The organism is Niastella sp. sgz303648, assembly GCF_059587045.1.
The window spans coordinates 13,315-36,878 of sequence record NZ_JCAPSW010000015.1; the positions used below are offsets into that span (position 1 = coordinate 13,315).

Genomic DNA, 23,564 nt, shown 5'->3' on the forward strand with positions numbered 1-23,564 from the left:
CCCGGGGACGCCCGGGCTTTTTGCATTTTCATGGCATGGAATGATTTTTTTAGTGGTTATCAAAAACGATAACATATGCCAGACGATAAAACAACAAAAGGGCCGCGTGATGCCGCCCGAATAAATATTCAGGAAGACTATGAGGTGCAATACTGGACCAAAGAACTCAACTTAACTCCGGAAGAGTTGAGAAATGCAGTTGAACAGGCAGGCCCAATGGTAAAAGATGTAAAAAAGTACCTCAATAAAAAATAGTTATTTACAGGTGATTCGTCATCGACCACAGTCATTATCAAATCGGATCCAGGCATCGGTTGCAAACCCGGTAAAGAGTTTGAGAACGAAGTAGTCTGAAGTATAACATGTGGGAAGAGAGTTCTACCCTGTCTAATCTTTTCCGATTTTAAGGTCTGTTGCGGGATATAATGACACGCCTTTATCATCAGTGATCTCTAATTTCAATGTATTCCCGGCTTGCAAGCCCAATGCGGGCGTATATTCAAATGTTAATGCTGAGGGTTGCTTATTAACATTCGTAATTTCTTTGCTGTCAATTTTAATGATAACGGGCTTTTTATCAAGATTTTTTCCATTGATTGTAATAGTGCTGGATTTACCAGGAACTAAAATCGGAGCCTCAACCTTCAAAATTTGGGCACCGGTATTAATGATTGGGTCGTTCCTCTCTTCCTTAGGTTGTAACAGAACATCAAAAACTTCTTTTAGTTTAAGTGTAGTTCGATCTGTAAACAATCCTGCTAAAATAGAAATTGTCATAAGGCCATAAAGGTTAATATTAGTGCTGTCATCACTCATATTGAGAAAGCCGCCACGGAACACAAAATAAATGGCAATTGCTAATGCTGATGCAGTAAAAGGTTTAACAATATACCATAATATCCAGCTTTTTTTAAACCGTCCATTGCCAATAAAAGTGGTAAAGGATGATGAAATGTAAATCATATTGCCTAAAAATCCCCCAACAGCAACCAATATCAATAATAGTGTATTTAAATGCACTAATTTGTTTTCGGGGCCTGAAATAAACTTCGAAGAAGTGAGTTTGTTTTCTGTGCCGCCTGTTTGCAGGTTGTTCTTTTTTAAAACAGTTACTGAAGCTATATTTTTTTGCTGATTCAATGAGTCAGCACCATTTGCTTTTGCAGGCGTGCTCACTTTCTGCTTACCGGAATCGGTAATGATATCTGTTTTTGGGGCTATTAGTTCATCATTAACCTGGTTCATTTTTCCCGGATCAATAATGCTATCCACCAGCTTAACCTGAAACCACTCAAAGGTATAGAGGGGTTTTATACTTTCTTTCGAAGCAGGTAACCTGTCGGGCCAATGAGCTATCAGGTATAATACACAAAAAAAAGTAAGCAGCACAAGAAAGAAGCCACTCCAAAATTTTCCGGCCGAAGAAATTTCATTACCATCACTATCTGTAATGGTTTTGTTAGTTGCAGTTTTCTTACCGTCTTCTGTTGTACTTAACATAGCTGCAGTTTTTTGTTCGTATGCGTTGAATGCATACCCAGATAAATCAATGGAAATATTTCCTGTTTAAATAACTGGCAAGGCCATCAAGGTCGGGGAACATAGTAAAGTCGTTAATACCTGCCATTTCTAAAAAATCCTCTGCATCTGCTATTGCTTCTTTGGGAAGCACAACTTTCTTCAAAATATTTGAGTTGGCAGGAATTATTTTTTCAAGTGGCCTGATATCGTTTCCATGAATAGTAAAATAACCTCCCTGCGTAGTTAATCTGTCTACCCGTCTTATTGGATATAAAGCCACGGGTTTATCCCACCAGAACCAGCGATCCTGGGTAATAATATCGCTGTAACTTAAATACTCTTCTTCATCATCATCCCAAACATCTAAAAATTCCGGACTATATAAATCCCTGCTATCATTGCATACACTATTCAACTTATAGGGATTCATCATCCAGATTACAGGAGAAAAGTATTTATCCCTGTTACCCTGTAATGCAAAGTATAATGCCACACCGAAGTTTTCTGTCCAATCAAGAAGCCGTGTTTTACACTTATGGTGTTGCATATAAAACAAAATATCCCAATCGGTAAGATTTCCCTGGTGAACTTCTTTTGCTCTTGCCCTGAATTCATAGAATACAGAATATTCAGCCTCCCATATATTATCAGGTATAATGCTAATATTTTCATTTATACCTCTAAATAATCCGGGTATCAGTTTGTGACTTTCCTGATTATGGCCCCGAAAAAAGCATTCTTCATTTTTTTGAAAGCCTAAACTCATTTTTGAGCTTTCCAGTTCTTCCATAAAATGGAACCAGGCATCTGTATATTCAGATCTTTTTTTCATAGACTTCTTATAAAATTGTCTTACAATCAGGAAAGGAACCTCTGTTCTCTGCAGGTCCCTTGTCAAACTGATTTAATTTTTAAAAGAATCGAAACCTTTACTTAAAGTTGATATCAATTCCTCATTTAAAAAACCGTGTTTTAACGGTTTTCTTTTAGGTTTAACAAGAAACAGATAACCTGCAGAAATCGAAATGGAGCATCTCCAGTAACTTATTTGATTTGGAAAAGAATTTGACCTAATATTAACCTGAAAAATGAATCACGCACCCGCAGCAATTCGTAATCCTTACTTACAAGCAGAAAACATGAGAATAGTTTTATTAATTAGTTTGTTTTTGGTTTCATGCTCCGGACTAAAACAAGCGAAACCTGTAGACAATCAAATATTACTCACAAAAGACAACATATCTCAATTAGCCGGCGAATACGAATTGATTCCCCGGGACTCAAATAAAGCTACTTTAGACCTGTCTCTTTTATTCAAAAAATATTGGTGGGGTGACTTTTACAACATAAAAAATTATAGCATTTCTTTAAAACCAGTTAACAAGCAACAAATCCAGGTTAGTGTTTTCAAACACGATACGTTGATTGATTCAAAAACCGTCAAATATAAAATTGAAGATGGAGCCTTACTAATTAAACGAAAAAGGATCAAATCTTATCTCATATTAAATGGTTATGGAACAATGACTACAAGACTAAGACTACTTAACTCAGGCGATTTATTGATTGACCATAGTAATTTTCAAGTTGTTGCCTTAATAATAATTCCATTAGGGGGTGATAACGTTGATGATTATGGATTAATTTTTCCTAAAAGGACTGTCAACCGGTAACCACTCTTCTGTCAATGGTGCCTGCTTTTAATTATTTTGCCTTGAGTGCCTTCCACGTATCTTTTACTATTTGAACTTATAAATCCATCCATCTCCATAGCCATGCAGGCCAACAACATCACCGTCATTACTGAATGTATTACCTATCGCTACATAATTTCCTATTGAAGATTCCAATATATAATAACCGTATTCCTCGTCACTTCCTCCCGGTGTTTTTGACCACTGCAGATCTCCGTTTTCGCCCAGTTTCACTGCCCAGAAGTCACTTACACCACTTAAATCTGTGATATTTCCGTCATTGCTCCTGGTAGAACCTAATAGCAGAAATCCACCACCCTGTGCAGGCGTTATGCAGTTGAAATTATCCCCCCAGGTGCCGCCCAGGGTTTTCGTCCAAACCTTATTGCCATTGGCATCAATTTTTATCAGCCAGCCATCATCCGCATCATTAGAGTACCCATTGTTTGCATACTTGTTTACAACATCACCATCACTGCTTTCAGTGGCTCCGGCGATCACATATCCACCGTCCTGAGTTCTTGCCATACTCGTGGCATATTCATACCAGGATCCACCATAACTTTTCTGCCATACCAAACTACCACTTTGATCAACCTTTATCACCCAATAGTCGCCATATCCTTTATTACCGGTTATATTACCGTCGTTACTGTCTGAATAACCGGCAAGAACATATCCATTATTATCTGAGGCTTCCACTATGGAAACTGCCCAATCCTGGCCGGTTCCTCCGTATGTTTTTACCCACAACACATTAAAATTTGCATCGGTTTTGGCTAAAGCGTAATCATTGTTTACAGTGCCTCCCATAACATACCCTCCTCCTGTTACCGGAACGATACCGGCAATGCTTAAAGGCATATCCTTTTTCGAAAGGATATTGCCGTTACCATCTATCTTCACGAGCATGGTACCGGAAATTCCGGCAAAATCGCCATCTGAGCTACCCGCTGCTGCTATCAGGTAATTACCATCGCTTGTTGGAGTAATATATGTTGCCGCGTCACGGCCGGTACCTCCCAGTGTTTTCTGCCAAACCTTTTCTCCTTTGGCATCTATTTTTATAATCCAGGCATCCTCCTGTCCTTTGTTACCGCTTACATCGCCGTCGGTGCTGGTTGATTCACCAACCGCTATTATTCCTCCGTCGGCAGTGGCAACTGCCCAATAGAGCTCGTCGTTATCAGTGCCCCCATATGCATTGCGGGCTTTCATGTTGGATTTATTTTGGTAAACGGAAATAGTTACCGGCTTTACACTCGTGTTATTCACCGCACTGATTATGATAGTTGCTTTTTGTATTGTATCGCTGGTATTGTTTTTGGTAACAGTCACCAATACTTTGCTGTTGCCGTTGCCGGTAGTTATGTTGGTGGTAAGCCAATCTGCCGTGGCAGGCAATACAGTGATTTGCCATTCTATACTTGCCTTGATCCGGAACGAATCTATTGCGCCTGCAGTTGGCGGGAGCGTTAAACTGGTACTATCTGTTTCTAAATGGGGACCTGATAAAACTTCGTTGATATCTTTTTGACAGGACGTGAATAAGGCTAACAATAAGCCAAATAATAAAAGGGACTTTTTCATTGCCGGGCAGTTAAGGAGTTGGTTAACGTATGTGATAGTAAGTTAAATATTTTTTGGATTACTTAAGCCCCTTAACCTATCCTGTCGCATACTTATTACGATGAGTAATCTGGCTTCGCAGCAGTTATACATCACTGTGTTTCAGTTGCTCAAAACCGTTGGTACGTACGGGTGCCAGCTGCTGAAAATCCGGCGGGAATTAACAGAATATTGTGAATCAAAGTATCAGGATAAGATAGAAAACGCCGCCATTTTCCGGCTATTTTTTATGATATTTTTTTCTAATATACTCGTACGCCTTTTTCTCATCACCTGATTGTGGCTTTGCAAGGGTCAGGTATTTACTATAATACTTTTTAGCAGCGCCGGCATTTTTTAAATTGCTTTCGAAGATGCGTCCGCAATTATACAGCATCAACGGATTTTTAAAAAGATAGAAAGCTGTATCATACTGCGTAATTGCCATTTTAAATTTTTTCATTTCTTCATAGTTATCTCCAAGCGCGTAGTAATAAAATTCAGCAGTTTTTGAAATGGCCATTCCCAAACAAGTCTGTAGTAGTTCATTGCTTTTATCAAATTCACGCAGTTTGGCTTGCGATTTTGCGGCATAGTAATAAATACTTTCTCCTGCAATGCCTTTAACAGCCATAAAATCACAAACCCTGATGCAATCCTTATAAAGTTTTAAGTTGTAGTATGACAAAACTACCTGTGTAAGCGTACTTAACGAACCTTCACCCAAACGCATTAATCTTTCGCCAGGAATTAATACCTGATTATACTGGTTAACTTCGTATGATGATCGCACCCGCAATTTCAAAAATGGAACGCTTAAAGAATCTTTGACAAGACCTTCATCAATTATACTATCTGCCCTCTGATAATTTTTCTGGTCAATTAAAAGATCTGCCAGAGCTGCTCCGTTTTTATTATCGTTAGGAGATAACCGGAATGCATGATCATAATAAATAAAGGCAGAATCTTTTTGATTTTTTCTCCGGAAAAGGTCTCCCATCTTCCTGTAATAAACTGCTCTTTGGGGATTGTTGCTGATCAATCGATACACGTATATACGCGCTGTTTCGGGGTCGGCATTACTGTATATATTGGCAAAATATTGATTTGCGGATATATTATTTGAATCTATAGTCAGCATCTTTTGATAATATTTGCCGGCATTTGGCAAATCATCATTCATCTGATAAGCATAACCTAAGTAACCAAGTATTTGCAGATTTAAGCTGTCCGTCTTTTCAGCATCGAGCAAATAGTTGATAGCTTCCTCATATTGCATATTTTGAAAAAAGTCCATCAACGTATTTTTATCAACACGGGGAGGTTGGGCACTTAATTTACATAGTTGAAATAAAAGAGTAAAAGTAAAAAACAACGATTTTCTCATAGCTAAATAGGTAAATGAAAAAACATTCACCACACCGGGGCGTGGTGAATCAATTTCAATGAGATTATTGAATCTTCTTATTCCATAAATTTTTATTATTTTTTTTGCAACCAGGCAGCCGGCAACTTCAAAACTGCTGAACTCGTTTCCTTTGCAGCAATAGTGTTGCTGCAACTACAAGGCCTGCCACGGGCAAACCGGTGTCTTCGCGTATACCCAAAAATACCAAAACTTATCAGGGTTAGATCCCCCGCCCCTACCCTGCATAATTATAGTTTCTGTATAGTTTCTGTATAGTTTCTTCAAACCTCCTTTCTTTTTAATCCACCACCGTTATCGTATATTCGTATACACATGAGTTTAACTATTACCTAACCCCATCCTCAAGGCTTAAACCTGGCTGTATGAAAAAAATTAACAACCGAACTTTGAAGTCTATCCTCTGGTTCCTCTTGTCCTATGCTTTTATTTTACTGGCATATAGCGGTTATAAAAGACAACATGTTGATTTAAATAAAATTAAAAGAACTGAAGGTGTTATAATTGATAGAGGGATACAAAACCGGAACTTTTATTTTACATTAAAAAACAACGAAGGGGTTAATAAATTGGGGGCATATCGAATGTCCCGGAATTATAAAGACCTGCTTGTTAAATTTATTTCAGGCGACACCATCACTGCATATTATTTACCTGCAGGCAGTCGCGAATCAATAAATACCAACGTAGTACAGGTTGAAAAAGGAAAAGAGATGTTGATCGACAAAAAAATATTTCAGAAAGGTGGCGGCTATTTGTTCTATTTAGGTTTACTGGCAACCGCATTGAATATTTTTTTATCATATTTATATTACAAAGGGAAAATATATCCTGAAAAAAAACCTGCCGTTCATATTTCATAGCTTCCTGAGTTTACTGACTAACTGCCATATCAGAATTTCAGCAATTTTTCTTAATTTAAGGATAGCGAATGAAAGCTTTTATAATATTAGTTTTTATAATGTGTTCGGTGGTGGTATTTTCACAAATACCGGCAATCGATATTACCGGAAAAGATTTGCAACAACAAATTATAGCACTGTCATTTTAGATAGATTCAACTAAATTATTATGATCACATCACAGGATTTTAGCCTGATAAAACAGGTAACAGACAAATACTTTGATTTTATGGAAGAAATCGGAGGCAACAATTTTATTACGGAGCTGATACCTCCGGTTATGATAAATCCAAACAGGAAAGCTGATGCCGATGCCGATTATGCTTACTGGACTCCTATACAAAGTACTGTTACAGAAAAAGAGATAGGCGAACTTGAAACACTTTTCAAACATAAACTCCCTGATTCCTTTAAGTTTTTTCTACAGCAACGACATTTTGTAGAATTACAAATTGGAGCTGATTGTATAAGCTTCTTCGGCAATCTTCCCGGAGCATTAGCATCGAAATTCAAAGAAACGATAGACGAAAAATACCCAAACCTAATAGAAAGAAATTACCTGCCCTTTGCACAAATTATGGATATTGGTGTACTATGTTTTGATGCAAATAAAAAAAGCGATTCGTACGACTATCCGGTAGTTATGTTTACTCATGAAGACGGCTATAATAAGAGGAAGCTCTACACACACAACTTCCTTGAAATGTTTAATGAATTTAATTCACACCTCGATGACTGGATAAATAATAACCGCATAATTAGTAGAAATATAAACTCATAACATTTTAGGTCATAATTATAATTTCCTGCAATCAAAACTATTCACTAAACCCGTACCCATAAATGTGACCCTGAAACCAACAATGCGGCCGATATGCTGGTTGAACGCGCTTTCATACCCCGTTTTTTCATTTACCAATATCTTAATTCGACCATCCCTGGTTTCGCAATGCACTTTTACCGGCTTTTCAAAATCAATCCCCAATCCTGACAAATCAACCGTTTTACCATTAATATATTTCATGCCTAACATGATACCGATATTCCCTACACAACCACTTTTACAAAGTGGAATGTCAATGAGTCCTTCGGTTCCTAAAACAGCAATATGTGTTTCCCTGCAAATTCCCTTACTATTATCGGTAAATGTATTCTGCAACTCCGTATCTAATGAAAAACTTTCACCTGGCAGGTTAATGTTTTTATCAACCTTTGTAAGCGTAAATTTGGGTGGTTCTTTTCTGAAATCTATCTTTTGATCTGTTAATACCTTTTCAGTAATCCCCAATTGATGACCATTTTCATAAACAGATTTTGGCAAATAAACTGGTATTGGTTTGGTTTCAATAAGTCCGATCCATCCGTTTGTTTCAATATAAATATCCTGTTCCTTAACTATCGAGTCGTTCAATACTAATTTGGCTTTATAATAACCAGGCACATAATAGGTGCTGGTATATTCATGCATTTTTTTATCAACTTTAAACCGCAACCTTGCATCCCAGCTTTGCTGAATAAATACGGAATCAGCTTCTGAATCTGTTGCATCATATTGAAAAATGACTGTATTCGGCACCCCCAATGTAACCGGCCTGCCTGAAAAGGATACCTTACCAATTTTTATATGATTGTCAGTTTTTTTAAATAAAGAAAGAATAACAATGCTTAAAAGAAGTACCGCTGTACCTGCCAGCAGCCACCTGACAGAAAATTTTAAACCAGGGCTTGTAGTTGTTTCTTTTACATCTTCGGTAACGATCTGAGAACAGTCGGAAGTAAAGGCCCTCCAGTTTTGGAATTCTATAAACCGGGCCAATACATTAAGGGTAGCCACATTGGGCTTACTGTTGTACTGCACTTTTCCCCATATTCTTTTCAGGGTACTACTACTGATCATCGAACCTGTTTCTTCAAAAATTTGATCGCTTAAATTTTCGAAGTCCGCGCTTTGCCATGTTTCGCTGTTTCCCCAGGCCAGTTTTTCTTCAATCAGCCTGCGGCATTTTTCGATATAGAACGCCTCATTCGACATTAATAATCAGATTTTTTGCTTGAACCAACTTGAACAGCCTTGAACAAACGATGAATTTACAGTATTTAAAGTGTTTTTCAACTTTGGGGCCTCACTCAACATTAAACAAAATGGAAAAGTTCACTCAATTGAAAGTAGTAAAGTCCTGCTTTGTCTTTATCTTATCTATTAACTTTATAATAAGTTCCTATGCTCAGGAAAGTTTCCTGAATTGTAATAATGCTTACCTGGCACAAATACCACCAGGCGATACCCCAAAGATTTTTGCTCCCGGTATGCTTGGTGATTCGGGGATAGTACTTGGGAAGGTAGCTTTTTCAAAAGATGGCAAATCCTTTTACTACTCCTTTGCCCAACATTGGTTTGATCGTAATGGGTCAGGCACTAAAGAAATCAGGTTCGACGGAAAAAGATGGCTGAAACCAAAAGTAATAGCCGAAAATATCACCAATCCCGCATTTTCACCTGATGAAACAAAATTGTACCTCGGCGGCAGTGGCGGACAGGTATGGGTATTGAACAGAACAGATCAGGGTTGGTCGAAGCCGCGGTTTTGGCTGCAGAAAAATTACGGACTATACAATTTTCAGGAGGCAAACAGCGGTATATTTTATGTGGGCAGCAATGGTACCAAGGGCAGCAAACCCGATTGGAGTACTTATGATTTTTGTAAAATGACCATCGCCGGTAAGGATACAACTATCAACAGCCTCGGCACAGTCATCAATACCCCCGGCTTTGATGGTGATTTTTTTATTGCGCCGGATGAATCATACATCATTATCTCAGCAAAAGAAACGCCCACTTATGAATGTGAGCTTTGGATAAGTTTTAAACAAGCTAATGGCGCCTGGTCATCACCCCGAAGCTTAGGACCGAAAATAAACGACGGCCCTGCGCATCGTTTCGGCCAATATGTTTCACCAGATGGTAAATACCTGTTTTATACCAGGGGTACGAATGAGCAGGACTGTAATATTTATTGGGTAAGGTTTGACTCCTTGCTGAATACGTTGAAATTGCAGCATTAAATAGTTATAACTTATTGGCCTGTTTGTATGCGGGCAGTAGCTTCCTGCATGCAAACAGCCATTCTTCTGGCCGAAGCCATGCGCGAAATCAATTACCATCTTCAATACCTGCTGTATACGCTTGCCGCCAGAAATTTTCCTTTATTTTCTATTTAAAAGTGCTATCACTCCCCGTTTTCCCTCATTTTTGCATCCGCAAATGCTGCAAATCGGTAATATATCGCTTCCTGATTTTCCCCTGCTGCTCGCTCCTATGGAGGATGTGAGCGATCCGCCGTTTCGGGTGGTTTGTAAGGCCAATGGGGCCGACCTGATGTATACTGAGTTCATTTCCAGTGAAGGACTCGTTCGCGATGCAATCAGATGCCGCAGAAAACTGGATATTTTTAGTGAAGAAAGACCGGTTGGCATCCAACTATTCGGGGGCGACGAAGACCGTATGGCTATGGCCGCAAAAATCGTTGATGTTACGCAACCCGAACTGCTCGACATCAATTTCGGCTGCCCGGTAAAAGGTATTGTGGCCCGGGGCGCCGGTTCGGGCGTGTTGAAAGATGTTCCGTTGATGGTGCGGCTCACCGAAGCATGCGTTAAGTCGACCAGCCTGCCGGTTACCGTAAAAACACGACTGGGCTGGGATGACGCCACCAAAAACATTGAGGAAGTGGCGGAACGCCTGCAGGATGTAGGCGTAAAAGCTTTGACCATCCATGGCCGCACCCGCTGCCAGTTATACAAAGGTGAAGCCGACTGGACCCTCATTGCCAAAGTCAAAAACAATCCGCGCATACACATCCCGGTTTTTGGCAACGGCGATATCAACAGCCCGCAAAAAGCACTTGAATATAAAAATCGATATGGCGTTGATGGCATTATGATCGGCCGTGCGGCTATCGGCTATCCCTGGATATTCAGAGAAATTCGCCATTATCTGCAAACGGGCGAACAATTGCCTGCCCCCACCGTGGCCGAACGGGTACAGGTGTGTAAGCAACATCTGAGCAAATCCGTTCAATGGAAAGGCCCGGTAGCCGGCATTTATAGCATGCGCAAAAATTATTTGAATTACCTGAAAGGCCTTCCCGGTATTAAGGAATACCGTAGCCAACTGGTAACGTTGAAGGAACCTGAAGCAATTAATGCGGTGCTCGATGAAATTGTTAGCAAATACGAAGGATATGAAATGGAAAGAACGCCTATTGAACTGGTGAATTATCATGAAAACTGTCCGCTGTAAGCGGCGCCGCCCCCGCCCTTTTGAAATAATCTCTCTAAAATTGTACATTGTACCGGTAATATAAAGCCTCCAGGTCGTGTGATCTGAAGGCTTTTTTTGTAAAACAGGTGCTACGTACTGTAATTTTTAATGATCCGCCATACTAATATCATAAGTCTTAAAAATGATTAACCAGCAATCTTCTTATACTTATCATTTATGAAAACGCCCCTATTCTTTTTAACATTTATTTATCTGACATGCTTTTCCTGTAGCCACCCACCCAAACAAAACAAGCAGGTTCCTGAAACGCCTAAAGCATTGCAGGCGGATAAGTCTTTAGTTGAAATAAAGACAAGATTCAGTTATGAAGACGATCTGGCAGAAAGTTTATACAAAGAGCTCGTTGATAAAACACCTGAACTGAAACAGCTTGAAAAAACAATCAATGACCTGGGAAATAACCGGTTCGACTCAATGGAATTATTTAACCAATACGATAAACAAAATCAATCGTATTATAATTCGGTCAACACACATGCAAATTCAATTAAAGATTCATTGTTGCGTGAAAAAATGAAAACCATTATAGCCAATAACCTGGCAAACTATAATTCAATCGTTTCACCACACAATGACATTATTAAATCGATCGAAAAAAAGAAACTAACCCTGAACGATCTGCATACTGCTTTAATAATCACCAAAACATTACCTGTAATTGCTCAATACCAGAAAGACCATCTGCCATCCACTAAGCCTTTGGCTGATATTTCGAAACAACAGGATGCAGCGATTGACAAAGCAAACACCCTTTTAAAGAATTAATTACTGTTGATACTTAATAATACGCCCCTTATGCGCAAAAGAAAAATGTTCTTCATTTCACTGACCGTAATTATTGCTGCGGTATTACTTACCACCTGGTTATGCAATAAGGCCGTGACTGATTCGGCCGGTAATAAACTGTATAACGATGCAAAGAGCATTCCTTATAACAAGGTAGGTCTGCTGCTGGGTACAACCCGGTCAGGAAGGCATGGATACATCAACCCCTATTACGATTACCGCATTCAGGCTGCAGCAACACTCATCAAAGAGAAAAAAATAAAGTACCTCATCATCAGCGGCGACAACGGACGAAAAGAATACAACGAACCTGAATCGATGCGATCAGATTTGATAAATGCCGGCGTCGACTCGTCTGTTATATACCTTGATTATGCAGGATTCAGGACCTTCGATTCGATGGTACGGTTAAAGGAAATATTCGGACAGGATTCGGTAACTGTTATATCACAAAAGTTTCATAACGAACGGGCCATTTATATTGCATCGAAAGAGGGCATAACGGCCATCGGTTATAATGCAAAAGATGTAGGTGTTAAACAGGGGCTGAAAACCCAACTCAGGGAAAAGCTGGCGAGGGTAAAAGTATTCGCCGATTATTTATTCGGCACAAAACCTAAATATCTGGGCGATAAAATAATTATTCCTTCATAATTTTCGAACAGTACATCAACTGGCAGTTGCCTGAAAAGACAAATGACTCCCCGTTATTTGTCTTTTTTTATTTCCGGAACCCTGCCCTTCCCCGCTCCTAAAAAAAATTTCCCCTTCTCTGTCCAATTCCTTCCACCCCGGTCATTATTCTGGTATAAACAAATAAACAGAAAACAATGAACAAGGGAAACAATACCAGCAAAAATGCCCGGCCTGTACTGCAGGATTGGATATGCCGGTGCGTAGAGGCATCCGAAATAAAAAACTAAAAAATTTTATTTCAGCTGTCCAATCTCCCGAAACTCAGTCATTATTCAGGTATCAAACAAACAAACACCAATAAAAATTAAACAGTATGAAACAGACAATCAATGTATTCGAAAAAGGACAACGCGCATTGAAATCTTTGAACAGCCTGGGCGCCTATTTATCAAAATCGCCTGTTGAGCGCTCGCTTTTGCACTTAATTTATTTCAGGGTATCACAAATCAACGGCTGCGCATTTTGCCTTGATATGCACTCAAAAGACGCCCGTGCCGAAGGCGAAGCCGAACATCGCCTTTATGCTTTACCAGCCTTTCGCGAAACACCTTTTTACTCAGATCGCGAACGTGCTGCACTGGCATATGCCGAAGCGCTTACCAAACTATCACCCACCGGCGTTGATGAAAAAACCTATGAAGAAGTTTGCGCACATTTTTCTGAAGAAGAATTGATTGATTTAACCTTTGCCATTATTGCTATCAACAGCTATAACCGGGTTAACATCGCCTTCCCTAATCCTCAAATGGTAGGCACCTATACACCCGGTCAATATGCTACGGCATAGCATTTTCAGCAATCAGTAATATTCATAAACAGAATATCTTTGACATTATCACACTAAAAACAAATCACTAATCAACTTTAAACTTATTTAATATGAAAGAATTTATGTTAATATTCCGCCAGCCAAGCTACGATTACAGCAATGTTTCGCCCAAAGAAATGCAGGACCTTACCCAAAAATGGCAGAACTGGGTTGGCAGCATCGCTGCACAGGGAAAATTAAAAGCAACCGGCACCCGTCTTGCAACCGAAGGTAAAGTGCTTCGTGCCGGTGGCGTGGTAACCGACGGCCCCTTTGTTGAAATTCGCGAACGCCTTGGCAGCTTTATGATCATTAACGCCGAAAGCATTGAAGAAGCAACAACCTTAGCACATGGTTGCCCCGCACTGGATGCCGATGGCAGCGTAGAGATCAGACCTGTATATCAATAAATCAATACAATGCTCAAGCCATGCCACGGTTTGGAACCGTGGCATGGCTATATAGACTATGGAAAAACAACACGAATCGCTAAAGCAATTATTTCAACAGGAGTTTGCAAAAATGGTTGCTGTTATTAGTAACCTGTATGGCCTGCAACATATTGAACTGGCCGAAGACATAGTAAGCGATACATTTTTAACAGCATCAGAAACCTGGGGTATGCAGGGTGTGCCACCCAACCCTACTGCCTGGCTGTATACAGTAGCCAAACAAAAAACACTGTACCATTTCAGGCGGAATAAAATATTCGAACAAAAAGTAATACCCGAAATAACAGCCCGGCACGAGAAGCAGGCCGAGCCGGAAGCATTAAACTTTTCGCAGCAGAATATTAAAGACAGCCAGCTGCAAATGCTTTTTGCCATCTGTAACCCAGCCATTGCCAGCGAAGCACAAATAGGTTTGGCATTGCGCATTCTTTGCGGTTTTGGCATTGATGAAATTGCCGAAGCTTTTTTAACCAATAAAGAAACCATCAATAAACGATTATTCAGAGCAAAAGAAAAATTACGTACCGAAGCAGTTAAGATGGAAGTACCGCCGGAAAATGAACTGATAAAACGGCTCGACAATGTACTGCACATCATTTACCTGCTTTTCAGCGAGGGCTATTATTCACAAACGCAAAACCAGATACTGCGAAAAGATTTTTGTGTAGAAGCCATTCGCCTGGGCCTGATGCTTACTGAATATGAACCAACCAACCGGCCAAAAACAAATGCGTTGCTGGCATTGATGTGCTTCCACGCATCGCGGTTCAGCGCCCGGGAAAACAGCGAAAACTCATTGGTTTTATACGAACAACAAGATGATTCTTTATGGGATACAGCACTAATTAACCAGGGGATTCATTTTTTAAATAATTCTGCACAGGGAAATGAAATAAGCTCCTATCACCTCGAAGCCGGTATTGCCTACTGGCACTGCATAAAAGAAGACACCCCTGAAAAATGGGAAAACATTCTGCAGTTGTATGATCAACTGCTGCTGATAAATTATTCTCCGGGTGTAGCCCTGAACAGAGTATTTGCCCTATACAAAGCGAAAGGAAAAGAAGCCGCAGTAACAGAAGCAGAAAAACTCAGGCTCGACAACAATCATTTTTATTTTATACTGCTGGGCGAGCTGTACAAAAACACCGATAACAAAAAAGCGAAACTCAATTTTGAAAAAGCTTACGCCTTAGCCAAAACACAAACAGAAAAGCAGGATATTCAGGAAAAAATTGATAGCCTTGCATAAAAGAATTCCATGAGCAATAACTATTTTGAAGAACAGGTATATGAAGGAATAGATTATACAACGAAAGGTCTTACAAAAGGCCAATATGAGGTCTGCACTTTTATAAACTGTGATTTTTCAAACTGCGACCTGTCGCATATAAAGTTTACCGAATGCGGGTTCAAAAGTTGTAACCTGAGCATGATAAAAGTGAGCAATACCTCGCTCAACGATATAACTTTTACCGATTGCAAAATGCTGGGCATTAATTTCGAAAACTGCGATCATTTTTTATTCTCCGTTGCCTTCACCAACTGCACCCTGAACTTCAGCTCCTTTTATAAACGGATATTGAAAAAAACACAGTTTGCCAACTGCACTATTCAGGAAGCTGATTTTACCGACAGTGACCTGACCCAATCGGCTTTTGATCATTGCGACCTGACCAAAACAAAATTCGAGAACACCAATCTGGAGAAAGCCGATTTTCGAACCGCTTTTAATTATGCTATCGACCCCGATATAAACCGAATCAAAAAAGCGCAGTTTACTATACCCGGCGTTATCGGATTGCTGGCGAAATATGATATCGTGATCAAATAAAGCAACGCAACCGGCAGGTTATTCACCTGTAAAATAAGTATACAATCAAATCGTTATTTATTGAATCTTTGCAAATCATTTTGTATTTCTGAAGACTACAAAGAAAACCCCTTTTATGAAAGTGCATACATGTATGTGGTTCATCCTTCTGTTGGCAGCTTTTTCGTGGTGTGCATTTATGCCTGTTGATCCGCCCGGTCGCCATAAGAAAAGCAGTACGTCAATAAAAAAAGATTCCATTCATCGGGCTACCTTGTTCACAGACGATGCAATAGAAAGAATGAAAGAGTTTTTTATCAGCAACGCCTCATTGCCGGAACAACCAAAAGATTCGAACTGGAGACCCGGCTACCGACATAAATGCATTAATACGGTAAGAGCGGCCATGGATATTCTGCTTTTTGGCGAATCATCTATCCCCGATAGTTTGTACAGTCGCAACCACATTTTAAACGGCAACTTCTTTAACAACGATGTGAATGCCCTGGTGCATCGATTAAAAGATAGCAATTATATAGGCAGCTACGATTCTGTACGATTTCTTTCTACACGAAAAGGCGAATGGGCATTAATATCAAAACGCGATCTTGTTTCGCGCGGTTTACAGCCGGTAATGCCCGAAAAAAGTTTATGGAACACTTTGCTGGCCCGGGTTGGTAAAGAGCGCGGCTTCAGTGTGTTTATAATTTCACTATGCGATGGCTATCATGCAGCCGTATTAACCCTCGATCACCGCAATCCTTCGCAACTAAAAGTATACTGGGCCGATCAAACGCACAAACATCCGCTGCGTTTTATGAGTAATGAAAAATTGCAGGAAGTACCCGGTCAATACGGATGGGAAGTAATGCAGGCCAGCGGCCCCGACACTATTAAAACCGGAAACATTCGCGGTCTGGATGCTTATGCATTATATGCCAATAAAAAATTCTGGTGCGACTGCGGCCATGCGCCGCACAAACCCGATGAATGTTGCGCCGGAAATTGCTTTCCGTTTATTCAGATTTGGCGGGTGAAAAGGAAGCAATAAAAAAAGCCTCCAGATTACCCTCTGAAGGCTTGCATTTATACAACTTTTAAGTGACGAGGAAATTAAAATGTATTACGACTTGATGAATCTTTCAACTTCTTCCATTTCATCATCTTCGAGCCGAACAAGGATCATGTTTTTGGCATCTTCAACATTAACCATCCAAATGGTTCGGTTGTCCTGACTTACCTTAACCGCCCGCGCAATATTGTAATCAAAATATTTGCTGCGGATCATTTTTTTAATGCCATCGGGCAGATTGGTTTCGTAACCATAACTGATATTATATACCAAACGACCGTGTTTGGTGAAAACAGCCTGGTTCGACTTATCTTCTGTCATGTACTTTACCAGAAAACGCTTATTGAGTTCGTACCATGCAGGATTTTCGGCATTTGCATAATATTTCTGAAAGCTTTGCCAAACTTTTTCGGGCACTTTTGTATGTGTGGCGGTAATTGTAACAGTGGGTAATGATTTCACCGGATTACTATCCTGTGCTATAAGGTTTGTTGCAGCAAGCATTAAAACACAACCTATACATACAGTGGTCATGAATTTATTTTTCATCGTTAACTACTTTGAAGTGAATTATTAATTTACACATTCCAAAGCTACCAGTTGTTAGTTTTTTATGCAGTGACGAAAATCAAACATTTTCAGGATTATAATCAGCTTTGTGCCTGCTCAATGATGGCACAAATGCGCGGCACCATGCGGGTAATTGTTATAACAACTTCACTATGTATTACTTGTGGAGAATATTGCTACTTTAATTTTTCAGCCAGCAGCAATGCATGATTTTGTTTTTCGTCCTTGGCCGCGTACAGCAGGGTTGCTTTTTTATGTTCTTTTACCAGAGTCTTCAGCTCATCCAAGGCAGCGTTTTCTTTTAATTCAGCCAGATACTTCTTTTTAAATTCAGCAAATGTGCCTTCGCCTTTATGAAACCAGGTTCGCAACTGGGTTGAGGGCGCTACTTCTTTCAACCAGACATCAATCTTAGCCGCTTCTTTTTTAATACCGCGCGGCCATAACCGATCTACCAGAATGCGGTAACCATCCTGTGCAGCTACCGGTTCATATATTCTTTTTACAGCAACAGACATGTTAATGGCTTAAATCGTTATATGAAAAATACAACATATTTGAGCGTAAAACAAAAAAGACCCCGAAGAATCGGGGTCACTTTACTCTGTGTTACATGAACATGTACTAATTATATTACTTATTCTTTAACAAACTTCTTTGTTACTGTTTTTGATCCGTTACTCACTCTGATAAAGTATATACCGGCAGGTATTCCGCTTAGTGTAAGCAAATACTGTTTGCCCTTTACAGGTAATGATCGTATCAAACGGCCGGTAATGTCTGTTACAGAAACAGTAGCCCCGTTAACGAATTCATTACTGAGGCGTACTGTTAATTGGCTTATCATTGGATTGGGAAATATGATCAATTCATTCGAAATATCGTCCTGCAGCGGTGTAGTGGCAGCCGGTTCTGTTGCCATTCTTGTTCCTGATGAAGTTGAAGCTGTAACCGGCACCAGTTGCCATTGCTGGTTGTCGCCTCCGGTATACGTCCACTGCTGCACATTGGCGCCATCTGCGGTAGATCCTCCATTAACATCAACCGCTTTTCCGCTGAACACCGGCGTAATTCGGTAATATCCATCTGTTGTTGGCGTAAAGTAATACCGTTGATTATCACCGCCGGTCGATTGCCATATCTGAATATTGGCGCCATCGGCTGTTGAAACACCACTCACATCAAGGTATTTACCACTTGAAAGACCTACAATGGAATATTTACCATTGCCCACATTTGTTACCGTCCACTTTTGGCACGCGCAGTCGTTCAGCGACCACTGCTGCACATTGGTTCCGTTGGCCGTTCCGTTATTATATACATCCAGTGCCTTGGCGCTGTGCTTTGCAATGATCTTATATTTACCATCGGGAATGGATTGCGGTGTACCTGCTATCAGGTTTACATTATCAAAGTGCGTGCTGTCTATTGCGCCTGATGTGCTGCCTGAACAGGCTGCCAGCCCTACATAATAATTAGAAGCCATTGTTACGGTGGCCGATCCTATGGCAAACCAGGCCACACCGTCGGATGATTGATATGCAGTAAATGTATTGCCCGAACGTTGCAATCTGAACCAAACAGGCAGCCAGGTAAATTCGTCTCCTTCTGTCCAGCCCATTGAAGCGCCTGCAGAAGACCTAACCCCAAATTTTGCATAGCGCCAGCCTGCATCACCGATTGTTACAGCAAGCGCGGTTGCATTGGCATTTAACGATTCCCGAATCACTAATCCGGTTTTCAGCAGTGTACCGGTAATATCATAAATACGGGCTGTAATGGTTACATCGCCGGTAGCGGCAGTATATGCATAGCTATACGAATCTGCCGTGCCGCCAAAACTGCTTCCCGAACCATTTACGATAAAAGTGCTGTCGCCCACATTGGTAAAGCCGGCACTACCGGTGGCGCTTACGGTACCAATATCCTGCCGTGCCCAGCCGGTGGGCAAGGCACCGGTTGTAACCGGTGCAGCACTTACCTGCGTTGAATTGGCGCTTGTGCCTGACTGGTTGATGGCATTTACAACATAGTAATAGGTGGTTCCGCTTGTAACATTTTCATCGGTGTACTCACAATACGTATTGCCTGTCCAGCTGGCAATCGTAGTATACGGGCCGCCGCTTGTTGTAGCGCGCAGCACATTATATCCCTGTGCCGTTACGCCGCTCGACGCCCATTTTAAAAATACGCGCTGCATACCGGCCGTGGCAGTTAATGCCGTAGGAACCGGAGCAATCGCGGCAGGCGGATACGGTGATGAAGTACCATCAAGCGTGAACGTTAGGGTACCATAGCCCAAATGATCAGCATCACCACCTTCGGGCCGCAACAATTCTGCTGCAGATTTTACATTGGGGGCCGATAACCCTTTACGAATTACATAATGATTATACAACAGTTCAAAAATGGGTTTATTATCAAATCGGCCATGCCCGTTTGTAGCGAGATAATACAGGTTTAAAGGGTCGCAATTACTGTAAGGTTTGTACGGAACATATTTCCACAAATTATAGGCGGCAGTATATTCTGCCCCTGCCAGCAGGCGATTGCTGCTGTAACCAAATAAATCAACGCCCTGGTTATAGGCAACCTGGCAGGCATAGGCCAGAAAACCTACACCCAACATGGCATGCGACTGATCGCGGCCGCTTTCCTGCCATTGCCCCATTCCGTTGGGATGAATATAACTCACCGCATTTGCAATACTTCCATTGCCCGCGCCGGTTTTAAAATAGGTAACACCTTCATTGAACTTGGCCGTATCGTCGAGCAATACGCCCATAGCAATTAAGGCACCAACGTTGCAGGCATCCCAATTGGCAAAATAATGGCTGTCGCAGGTGTTGTTATGGCGTACCAGAAAATCATCACAGATAGGATACAGGTAGGTGCTCATCATTGTTTTAAACCGGGTGAAATCACTGGCTGCCCAGCCCGGGTAAATGCGTAGCAATTCACCCGCCAGCGCAAAATCCATAATAGCAATACCAATCAAACCCGGCATATCGGTACCACTGGGAACCTGGTTTACAGCGTTGCTCCATCCGTTGAGGTTGCGAACGGCGCAGGCAGCAAAGGTGGTATCGCCCAAAATATACCAGCGCAGGGCATTCAGATAAGCGGCATGCGCATCGGCATCGGCCCGCTGGCGGTTTACGCCCATGTTTGCCTGGGGAGCGGCACTGTATGTATTTTGTGCTTTTGAGTCGGTGATCAGTTTGTTCCAGTCATCGATCCAGGGATGTGCACCGGCTGCGACTTTGGTTTTCATACGGTCAAGATCGGTTTGGGTATGCAATCCGCCGGGATGAACAAAAGTTTGTGCGTTGACAGGATTTTCAATGGCAGGTAAAATCATTACCATTGATATTAATAGTAAACGGTATTGTTTCATATGGGTGGTTTTTTAACGGAAAAAGAATTGTTCAGGTAGCCTCAATAAAAGCAGGTTTGAAGTGTGTAGTAGCATAGCAATCGTTTTTAGGTTATGAATAATGCTCACAAGCTGATGACCAAAAAGTATAACAATGTAGCAGAACAAACCAAAAATATCACACTTTGTAAAAGGCACGAGGGATTTATCGGTCAAAAAGAGGGGGGAATTTTATCAATGCGGCAGGAAAGAGGTGCTTTTGTTTTTATGAAATACATATCTTAAGCAATTGCTGATTTTGAGATTTTGTGATCTCGCTTAAACGGTATCACCGGAACAAATCTCAAAATCTCTAAATCCCCAAATCCCGAAATCACGTAATGGTATGTGATTGTCTTAGCCCTTCTTTGCTTTCCCCGGCGGAAGGCCAAACTTTTTACGAAAGGCATTATTAAAGTGCTGTACCGAAGAAAAGCCTAACTGATCGGCAATATCCTTTATAGGCGCCTTACCGGTGATCAGTAATTCACGCGCCTGGTTTAGTTTATAATCGGCCAGATAGCCGAATACGGTATTATTGAAAATTTCTTTAAAGCCCTGTTTCAGCTTAAACTCATTGATACCGGCAATTTTAGCCAGTTGTGTCAAAGATGGAGGCTGTATGGCATTTTGCAGCAGGTAATCTTTTGCAAAATGTATGCGGTCTTTATCGATAACCGATTTACAAACAAGCGACGATTTGCCTGCCGCATCTTCGTACATCTGCGCCTGCAGCGCCAGTAATTCAACACACTTCGATTGAAGGAATAACAACTTTAAACCGCCGGTAAAACGGTTATTCATGATATCGTTAATACACTGGTGCATGGCAAATGAAATTGGCAGGTTATCATGGCTCAGGTGCATGTTTTTGCCATTTTGAATGCTCTCTGCAAACTGCATCAGCAAGGGACTGCTTTCTTTCGCCAGTTCAAAAAAGAAGCGGGTTGTGAAATGTACTTCAAAAAATTTATACATTTCGTTGCCCCGGTATTGGCCCGAGCCAACAAACAGTGGCGTATAGTGTAAATTATGCTCGTTGGCTTTAAACCGGTACTCTTTACCCGACACCTCGTTAAGTACCAGGCCATCGCCCTGGAGCGTAAAATGCATTTCTACGAGTTCTTTCTCGCCAATAATATCAAAATTCATAGTGCGGTTTGCATAAACACGCATATCGCCCCATACAATGTAAATACCGGAAAAGGCCATCTGCACCATTTCTGCATCACCAAAAGGAAAACTGTATACATCCCTTCTTTCTGTAACAAGAGGCTGCTCCAATACATTCAATGGAAACACTTCTCCAACAATATACTCACGCCCCTTTTCGTCGTACATAGTAACAGCCATAAAATCCGTTTTGTGTAAATAATTATCCGGTTAGTGTAAAAGTGGCCCTGCCAGGCATAATTATTTTTGTAAAGTTAAAATTTCTGTTTGTAAACAATACCTACATAATGTTACAAATATCTAAATGGTTAACCAGTTCCATAGAAGGAAGCTTAGTTAAAGAAAAGCTTTCATATTATAATTCAAAGGCTACACATCATTTCTTCTTCGGCGATGAATCGGCCATCGGGTTATTCACTGCATATAAAGAAATTGCCTTACAAAACAACCACGAATACTTTGGTGTTGTTGAATTAAACCCGCACAACGAGCATGTGCTGAACAGCCTGAAATTACTGATAGAAAGCGTGCCTCCTTCGCCCGGGCAGCGTGCACAAAATGCTATTCAATGGATGGAAGACATGCACCCGAACTGCTGGATGGCATGGAAAAAAGCTACCTTTTATTTAGCAGGACCGCAGGAACTTATAGAACCATTCAGAGCATATTTGCTACAAAAGCAGGTATCAGAAACGCAGATACGTATTACGAATTAATAACAAACAAAGCTGCCGGTACGTGTTAATTACTGCAGGCGGCATTGCACAAATCCACAACACCCCGAAGTAAAAAAGGCAGCGCGTATAGTAAATGTCTTTATTGTATAACCGAAATTATTAATAGCTATTAGCCTTTCATAAAAAAACACGTGGACAGTACGGGTACAGGGTGTAAACACGTATGAATACTATTGTAACCGTTTAAAAAAAGAACTAACTTCATGCGGTACAACTACATCCAACTCCTATGAGCACCTTGCCACAAACCGAACGAAAAAAACGCTCTCAGCGTGTAACTGTTTACCCAAACCTTGTATCGCAAAAAAAATTCTGGCTGCAACTGTATAATATCGAAAAATGTGTGTTCAGCGTGCATCTTTATTCGCTAACAGGGCAACAGGTATTTAAGCATTTTCTGTATCATTCCGACTTTCACTCAACACATACTATTCTTCTTCCTAATAACGTCGGAAGAGGTGTTTACAAAGTAGCTGTTCGCGTAGGCGATCTTCACTATGTGCAGCCGATTGTTATTCAGTAAAGGCACAGGTTACAAGGTACAAGTTA

The 23,564-nt window shown here is 40.8% G+C and carries 25 protein-coding genes; 16 read left to right on the forward strand and 9 right to left on the reverse strand.

Features of this window, described 5'->3' with window-relative positions; translation table 11 throughout:
- Positions 1-75 precede the first annotated feature (75 nt).
- Positions 76-255, forward strand: a complete 180-nt coding sequence (locus AC59IL_RS30635; protein ID WP_496556059.1) for a DUF3606 domain-containing protein — start codon at positions 76-78, stop codon at positions 253-255.
- A gap of 132 nt (positions 256-387) precedes the next feature.
- Here AC59IL_RS30635 and AC59IL_RS30640 read toward each other — a convergent pair whose 3' ends face one another.
- Positions 388-1,500, reverse strand: a complete 1,113-nt coding sequence (locus AC59IL_RS30640; protein WP_496556060.1) for a hypothetical protein — start codon at positions 1,498-1,500, stop codon at positions 388-390.
- A 46-nt stretch (positions 1,501-1,546) separates the two neighbouring features.
- Complete coding sequence (locus AC59IL_RS30645) at positions 1,547-2,353, reverse strand: FRG domain-containing protein (RefSeq protein WP_496556061.1); 807 nt, start codon at positions 2,351-2,353, stop codon at positions 1,547-1,549.
- Positions 2,354-2,609: 256 nt separating this feature from the next.
- Here AC59IL_RS30645 and AC59IL_RS30650 point away from each other — a divergent pair, with 256 nt between their 5' ends.
- On the forward strand, positions 2,610-3,194 hold the full coding sequence (locus tag AC59IL_RS30650) for a hypothetical protein (protein ID WP_496556062.1): 585 nt from the start codon (positions 2,610-2,612) through the stop codon (positions 3,192-3,194).
- Between the two features lie 66 nt (positions 3,195-3,260).
- On the opposite strand, the gene AC59IL_RS30655 is transcribed toward AC59IL_RS30650, so the two are convergent.
- Positions 3,261-4,805 carry a BACON domain-containing protein gene (locus AC59IL_RS30655; protein ID WP_496556063.1) on the reverse strand — a complete coding sequence of 515 codons (1,545 nt, stop codon included), beginning with the start codon at positions 4,803-4,805 and terminating at the stop codon, positions 3,261-3,263.
- A 259-nt stretch (positions 4,806-5,064) separates the two neighbouring features.
- Entirely contained in the window at positions 5,065-6,210 is a 1,146-nt protein-coding gene (locus tag AC59IL_RS30660) for a tetratricopeptide repeat protein (protein ID WP_496556064.1), read from the reverse strand.
- Positions 6,211-6,614: 404 nt separating this feature from the next.
- On the opposite strand from AC59IL_RS30660, the gene AC59IL_RS30665 reads away from it, so the two are divergent.
- Positions 6,615-7,112: a hypothetical protein gene (locus tag AC59IL_RS30665; protein ID WP_496556065.1), complete on the forward strand. Its 498-nt coding sequence runs from the start codon at positions 6,615-6,617 to the stop codon at positions 7,110-7,112.
- A gap of 208 nt (positions 7,113-7,320) precedes the next feature.
- Positions 7,321-7,932: an SMI1/KNR4 family protein gene (locus AC59IL_RS30670; RefSeq protein ID WP_496556066.1), complete on the forward strand. Its 612-nt coding sequence runs from the start codon at positions 7,321-7,323 to the stop codon at positions 7,930-7,932.
- A gap of 15 nt (positions 7,933-7,947) precedes the next feature.
- Here the strand turns inward: AC59IL_RS30670 and AC59IL_RS30675 are convergent, their stop codons facing one another.
- Complete coding sequence (locus AC59IL_RS30675) at positions 7,948-9,183, reverse strand: hypothetical protein (RefSeq protein WP_496556067.1); 1,236 nt, start codon at positions 9,181-9,183, stop codon at positions 7,948-7,950.
- A 110-nt stretch (positions 9,184-9,293) separates the two neighbouring features.
- Here AC59IL_RS30675 and AC59IL_RS30680 point away from each other — a divergent pair, with 110 nt between their 5' ends.
- The 10 genes from AC59IL_RS30680 (at position 9,294) to AC59IL_RS30725 (ending at position 17,099) form a co-directional block, all read left to right on the forward strand.
- A complete protein-coding gene (locus tag AC59IL_RS30680; protein WP_496556068.1) occupies positions 9,294-10,214 on the forward strand; it encodes a TolB-like translocation protein in 921 nt (306 codons plus the stop codon).
- A 27-nt stretch (positions 10,215-10,241) separates the two neighbouring features.
- On the forward strand, positions 10,242-10,370 hold the full coding sequence (locus tag AC59IL_RS30685; RefSeq protein ID WP_496556069.1) for a hypothetical protein: 129 nt from the start codon (positions 10,242-10,244) through the stop codon (positions 10,368-10,370).
- 43 nt (positions 10,371-10,413) lie between these two features.
- Entirely contained in the window at positions 10,414-11,451 is a 1,038-nt protein-coding gene (dusB, locus tag AC59IL_RS30690) for a tRNA dihydrouridine synthase DusB (RefSeq protein ID WP_496556070.1), read from the forward strand.
- A gap of 198 nt (positions 11,452-11,649) precedes the next feature.
- Complete coding sequence (locus tag AC59IL_RS30695) at positions 11,650-12,258, forward strand: hypothetical protein (protein WP_496556071.1); 609 nt, start codon at positions 11,650-11,652, stop codon at positions 12,256-12,258.
- A gap of 30 nt (positions 12,259-12,288) precedes the next feature.
- Entirely contained in the window at positions 12,289-12,933 is a 645-nt protein-coding gene (locus AC59IL_RS30700; protein WP_496556072.1) for a SanA/YdcF family protein, read from the forward strand.
- Positions 12,934-13,288: 355 nt separating this feature from the next.
- A complete protein-coding gene (locus AC59IL_RS30705; protein WP_496556073.1) occupies positions 13,289-13,762 on the forward strand; it encodes a carboxymuconolactone decarboxylase family protein in 474 nt (157 codons plus the stop codon).
- A gap of 92 nt (positions 13,763-13,854) precedes the next feature.
- Complete coding sequence (locus AC59IL_RS30710; RefSeq protein ID WP_496556074.1) at positions 13,855-14,193, forward strand: YciI family protein; 339 nt, start codon at positions 13,855-13,857, stop codon at positions 14,191-14,193.
- A 58-nt stretch (positions 14,194-14,251) separates the two neighbouring features.
- Positions 14,252-15,487, forward strand: a complete 1,236-nt coding sequence (locus tag AC59IL_RS30715; protein ID WP_496556075.1) for an RNA polymerase sigma factor — start codon at positions 14,252-14,254, stop codon at positions 15,485-15,487.
- A 9-nt stretch (positions 15,488-15,496) separates the two neighbouring features.
- Positions 15,497-16,069, forward strand: a complete 573-nt coding sequence (locus AC59IL_RS30720; RefSeq protein WP_496556076.1) for a pentapeptide repeat-containing protein — start codon at positions 15,497-15,499, stop codon at positions 16,067-16,069.
- 115 nt (positions 16,070-16,184) lie between these two features.
- Positions 16,185-17,099, forward strand: a complete 915-nt coding sequence (locus AC59IL_RS30725) for a hypothetical protein (protein ID WP_496556077.1) — start codon at positions 16,185-16,187, stop codon at positions 17,097-17,099.
- A 72-nt stretch (positions 17,100-17,171) separates the two neighbouring features.
- Here the strand turns inward: AC59IL_RS30725 and AC59IL_RS30730 are convergent, their stop codons facing one another.
- The 4 genes from AC59IL_RS30730 to AC59IL_RS30745 form a co-directional block, all read right to left on the reverse strand.
- Complete coding sequence (locus AC59IL_RS30730; RefSeq protein ID WP_496556078.1) at positions 17,172-17,654, reverse strand: hypothetical protein; 483 nt, start codon at positions 17,652-17,654, stop codon at positions 17,172-17,174.
- Between the two features lie 212 nt (positions 17,655-17,866).
- The gene (locus AC59IL_RS30735; protein ID WP_496556079.1) at positions 17,867-18,208 is read right to left on the reverse strand and encodes a DUF488 domain-containing protein; all 342 of its coding nucleotides are present in this window, start codon (positions 18,206-18,208) and stop codon (positions 17,867-17,869) included.
- A 119-nt stretch (positions 18,209-18,327) separates the two neighbouring features.
- A complete protein-coding gene (locus AC59IL_RS30740; RefSeq protein WP_496556080.1) occupies positions 18,328-21,087 on the reverse strand; it encodes an RICIN domain-containing protein in 2,760 nt (919 codons plus the stop codon).
- A 375-nt stretch (positions 21,088-21,462) separates the two neighbouring features.
- Positions 21,463-22,458 carry a helix-turn-helix transcriptional regulator gene (locus AC59IL_RS30745; RefSeq protein WP_496556081.1) on the reverse strand — a complete coding sequence of 332 codons (996 nt, stop codon included), beginning with the start codon at positions 22,456-22,458 and terminating at the stop codon, positions 21,463-21,465.
- A gap of 107 nt (positions 22,459-22,565) precedes the next feature.
- On the opposite strand from AC59IL_RS30745, the gene AC59IL_RS30750 reads away from it, so the two are divergent.
- Together AC59IL_RS30750 and AC59IL_RS30755 are read left to right on the forward strand one after the other, a co-directional pair.
- Positions 22,566-22,994 carry a hypothetical protein gene (locus AC59IL_RS30750; protein WP_496556082.1) on the forward strand — a complete coding sequence of 143 codons (429 nt, stop codon included), beginning with the start codon at positions 22,566-22,568 and terminating at the stop codon, positions 22,992-22,994.
- Positions 22,995-23,244: 250 nt separating this feature from the next.
- Complete coding sequence (locus AC59IL_RS30755) at positions 23,245-23,538, forward strand: hypothetical protein (protein ID WP_496556083.1); 294 nt, start codon at positions 23,245-23,247, stop codon at positions 23,536-23,538.
- The last annotated feature ends 26 nt before the right edge of the window (positions 23,539-23,564 follow it).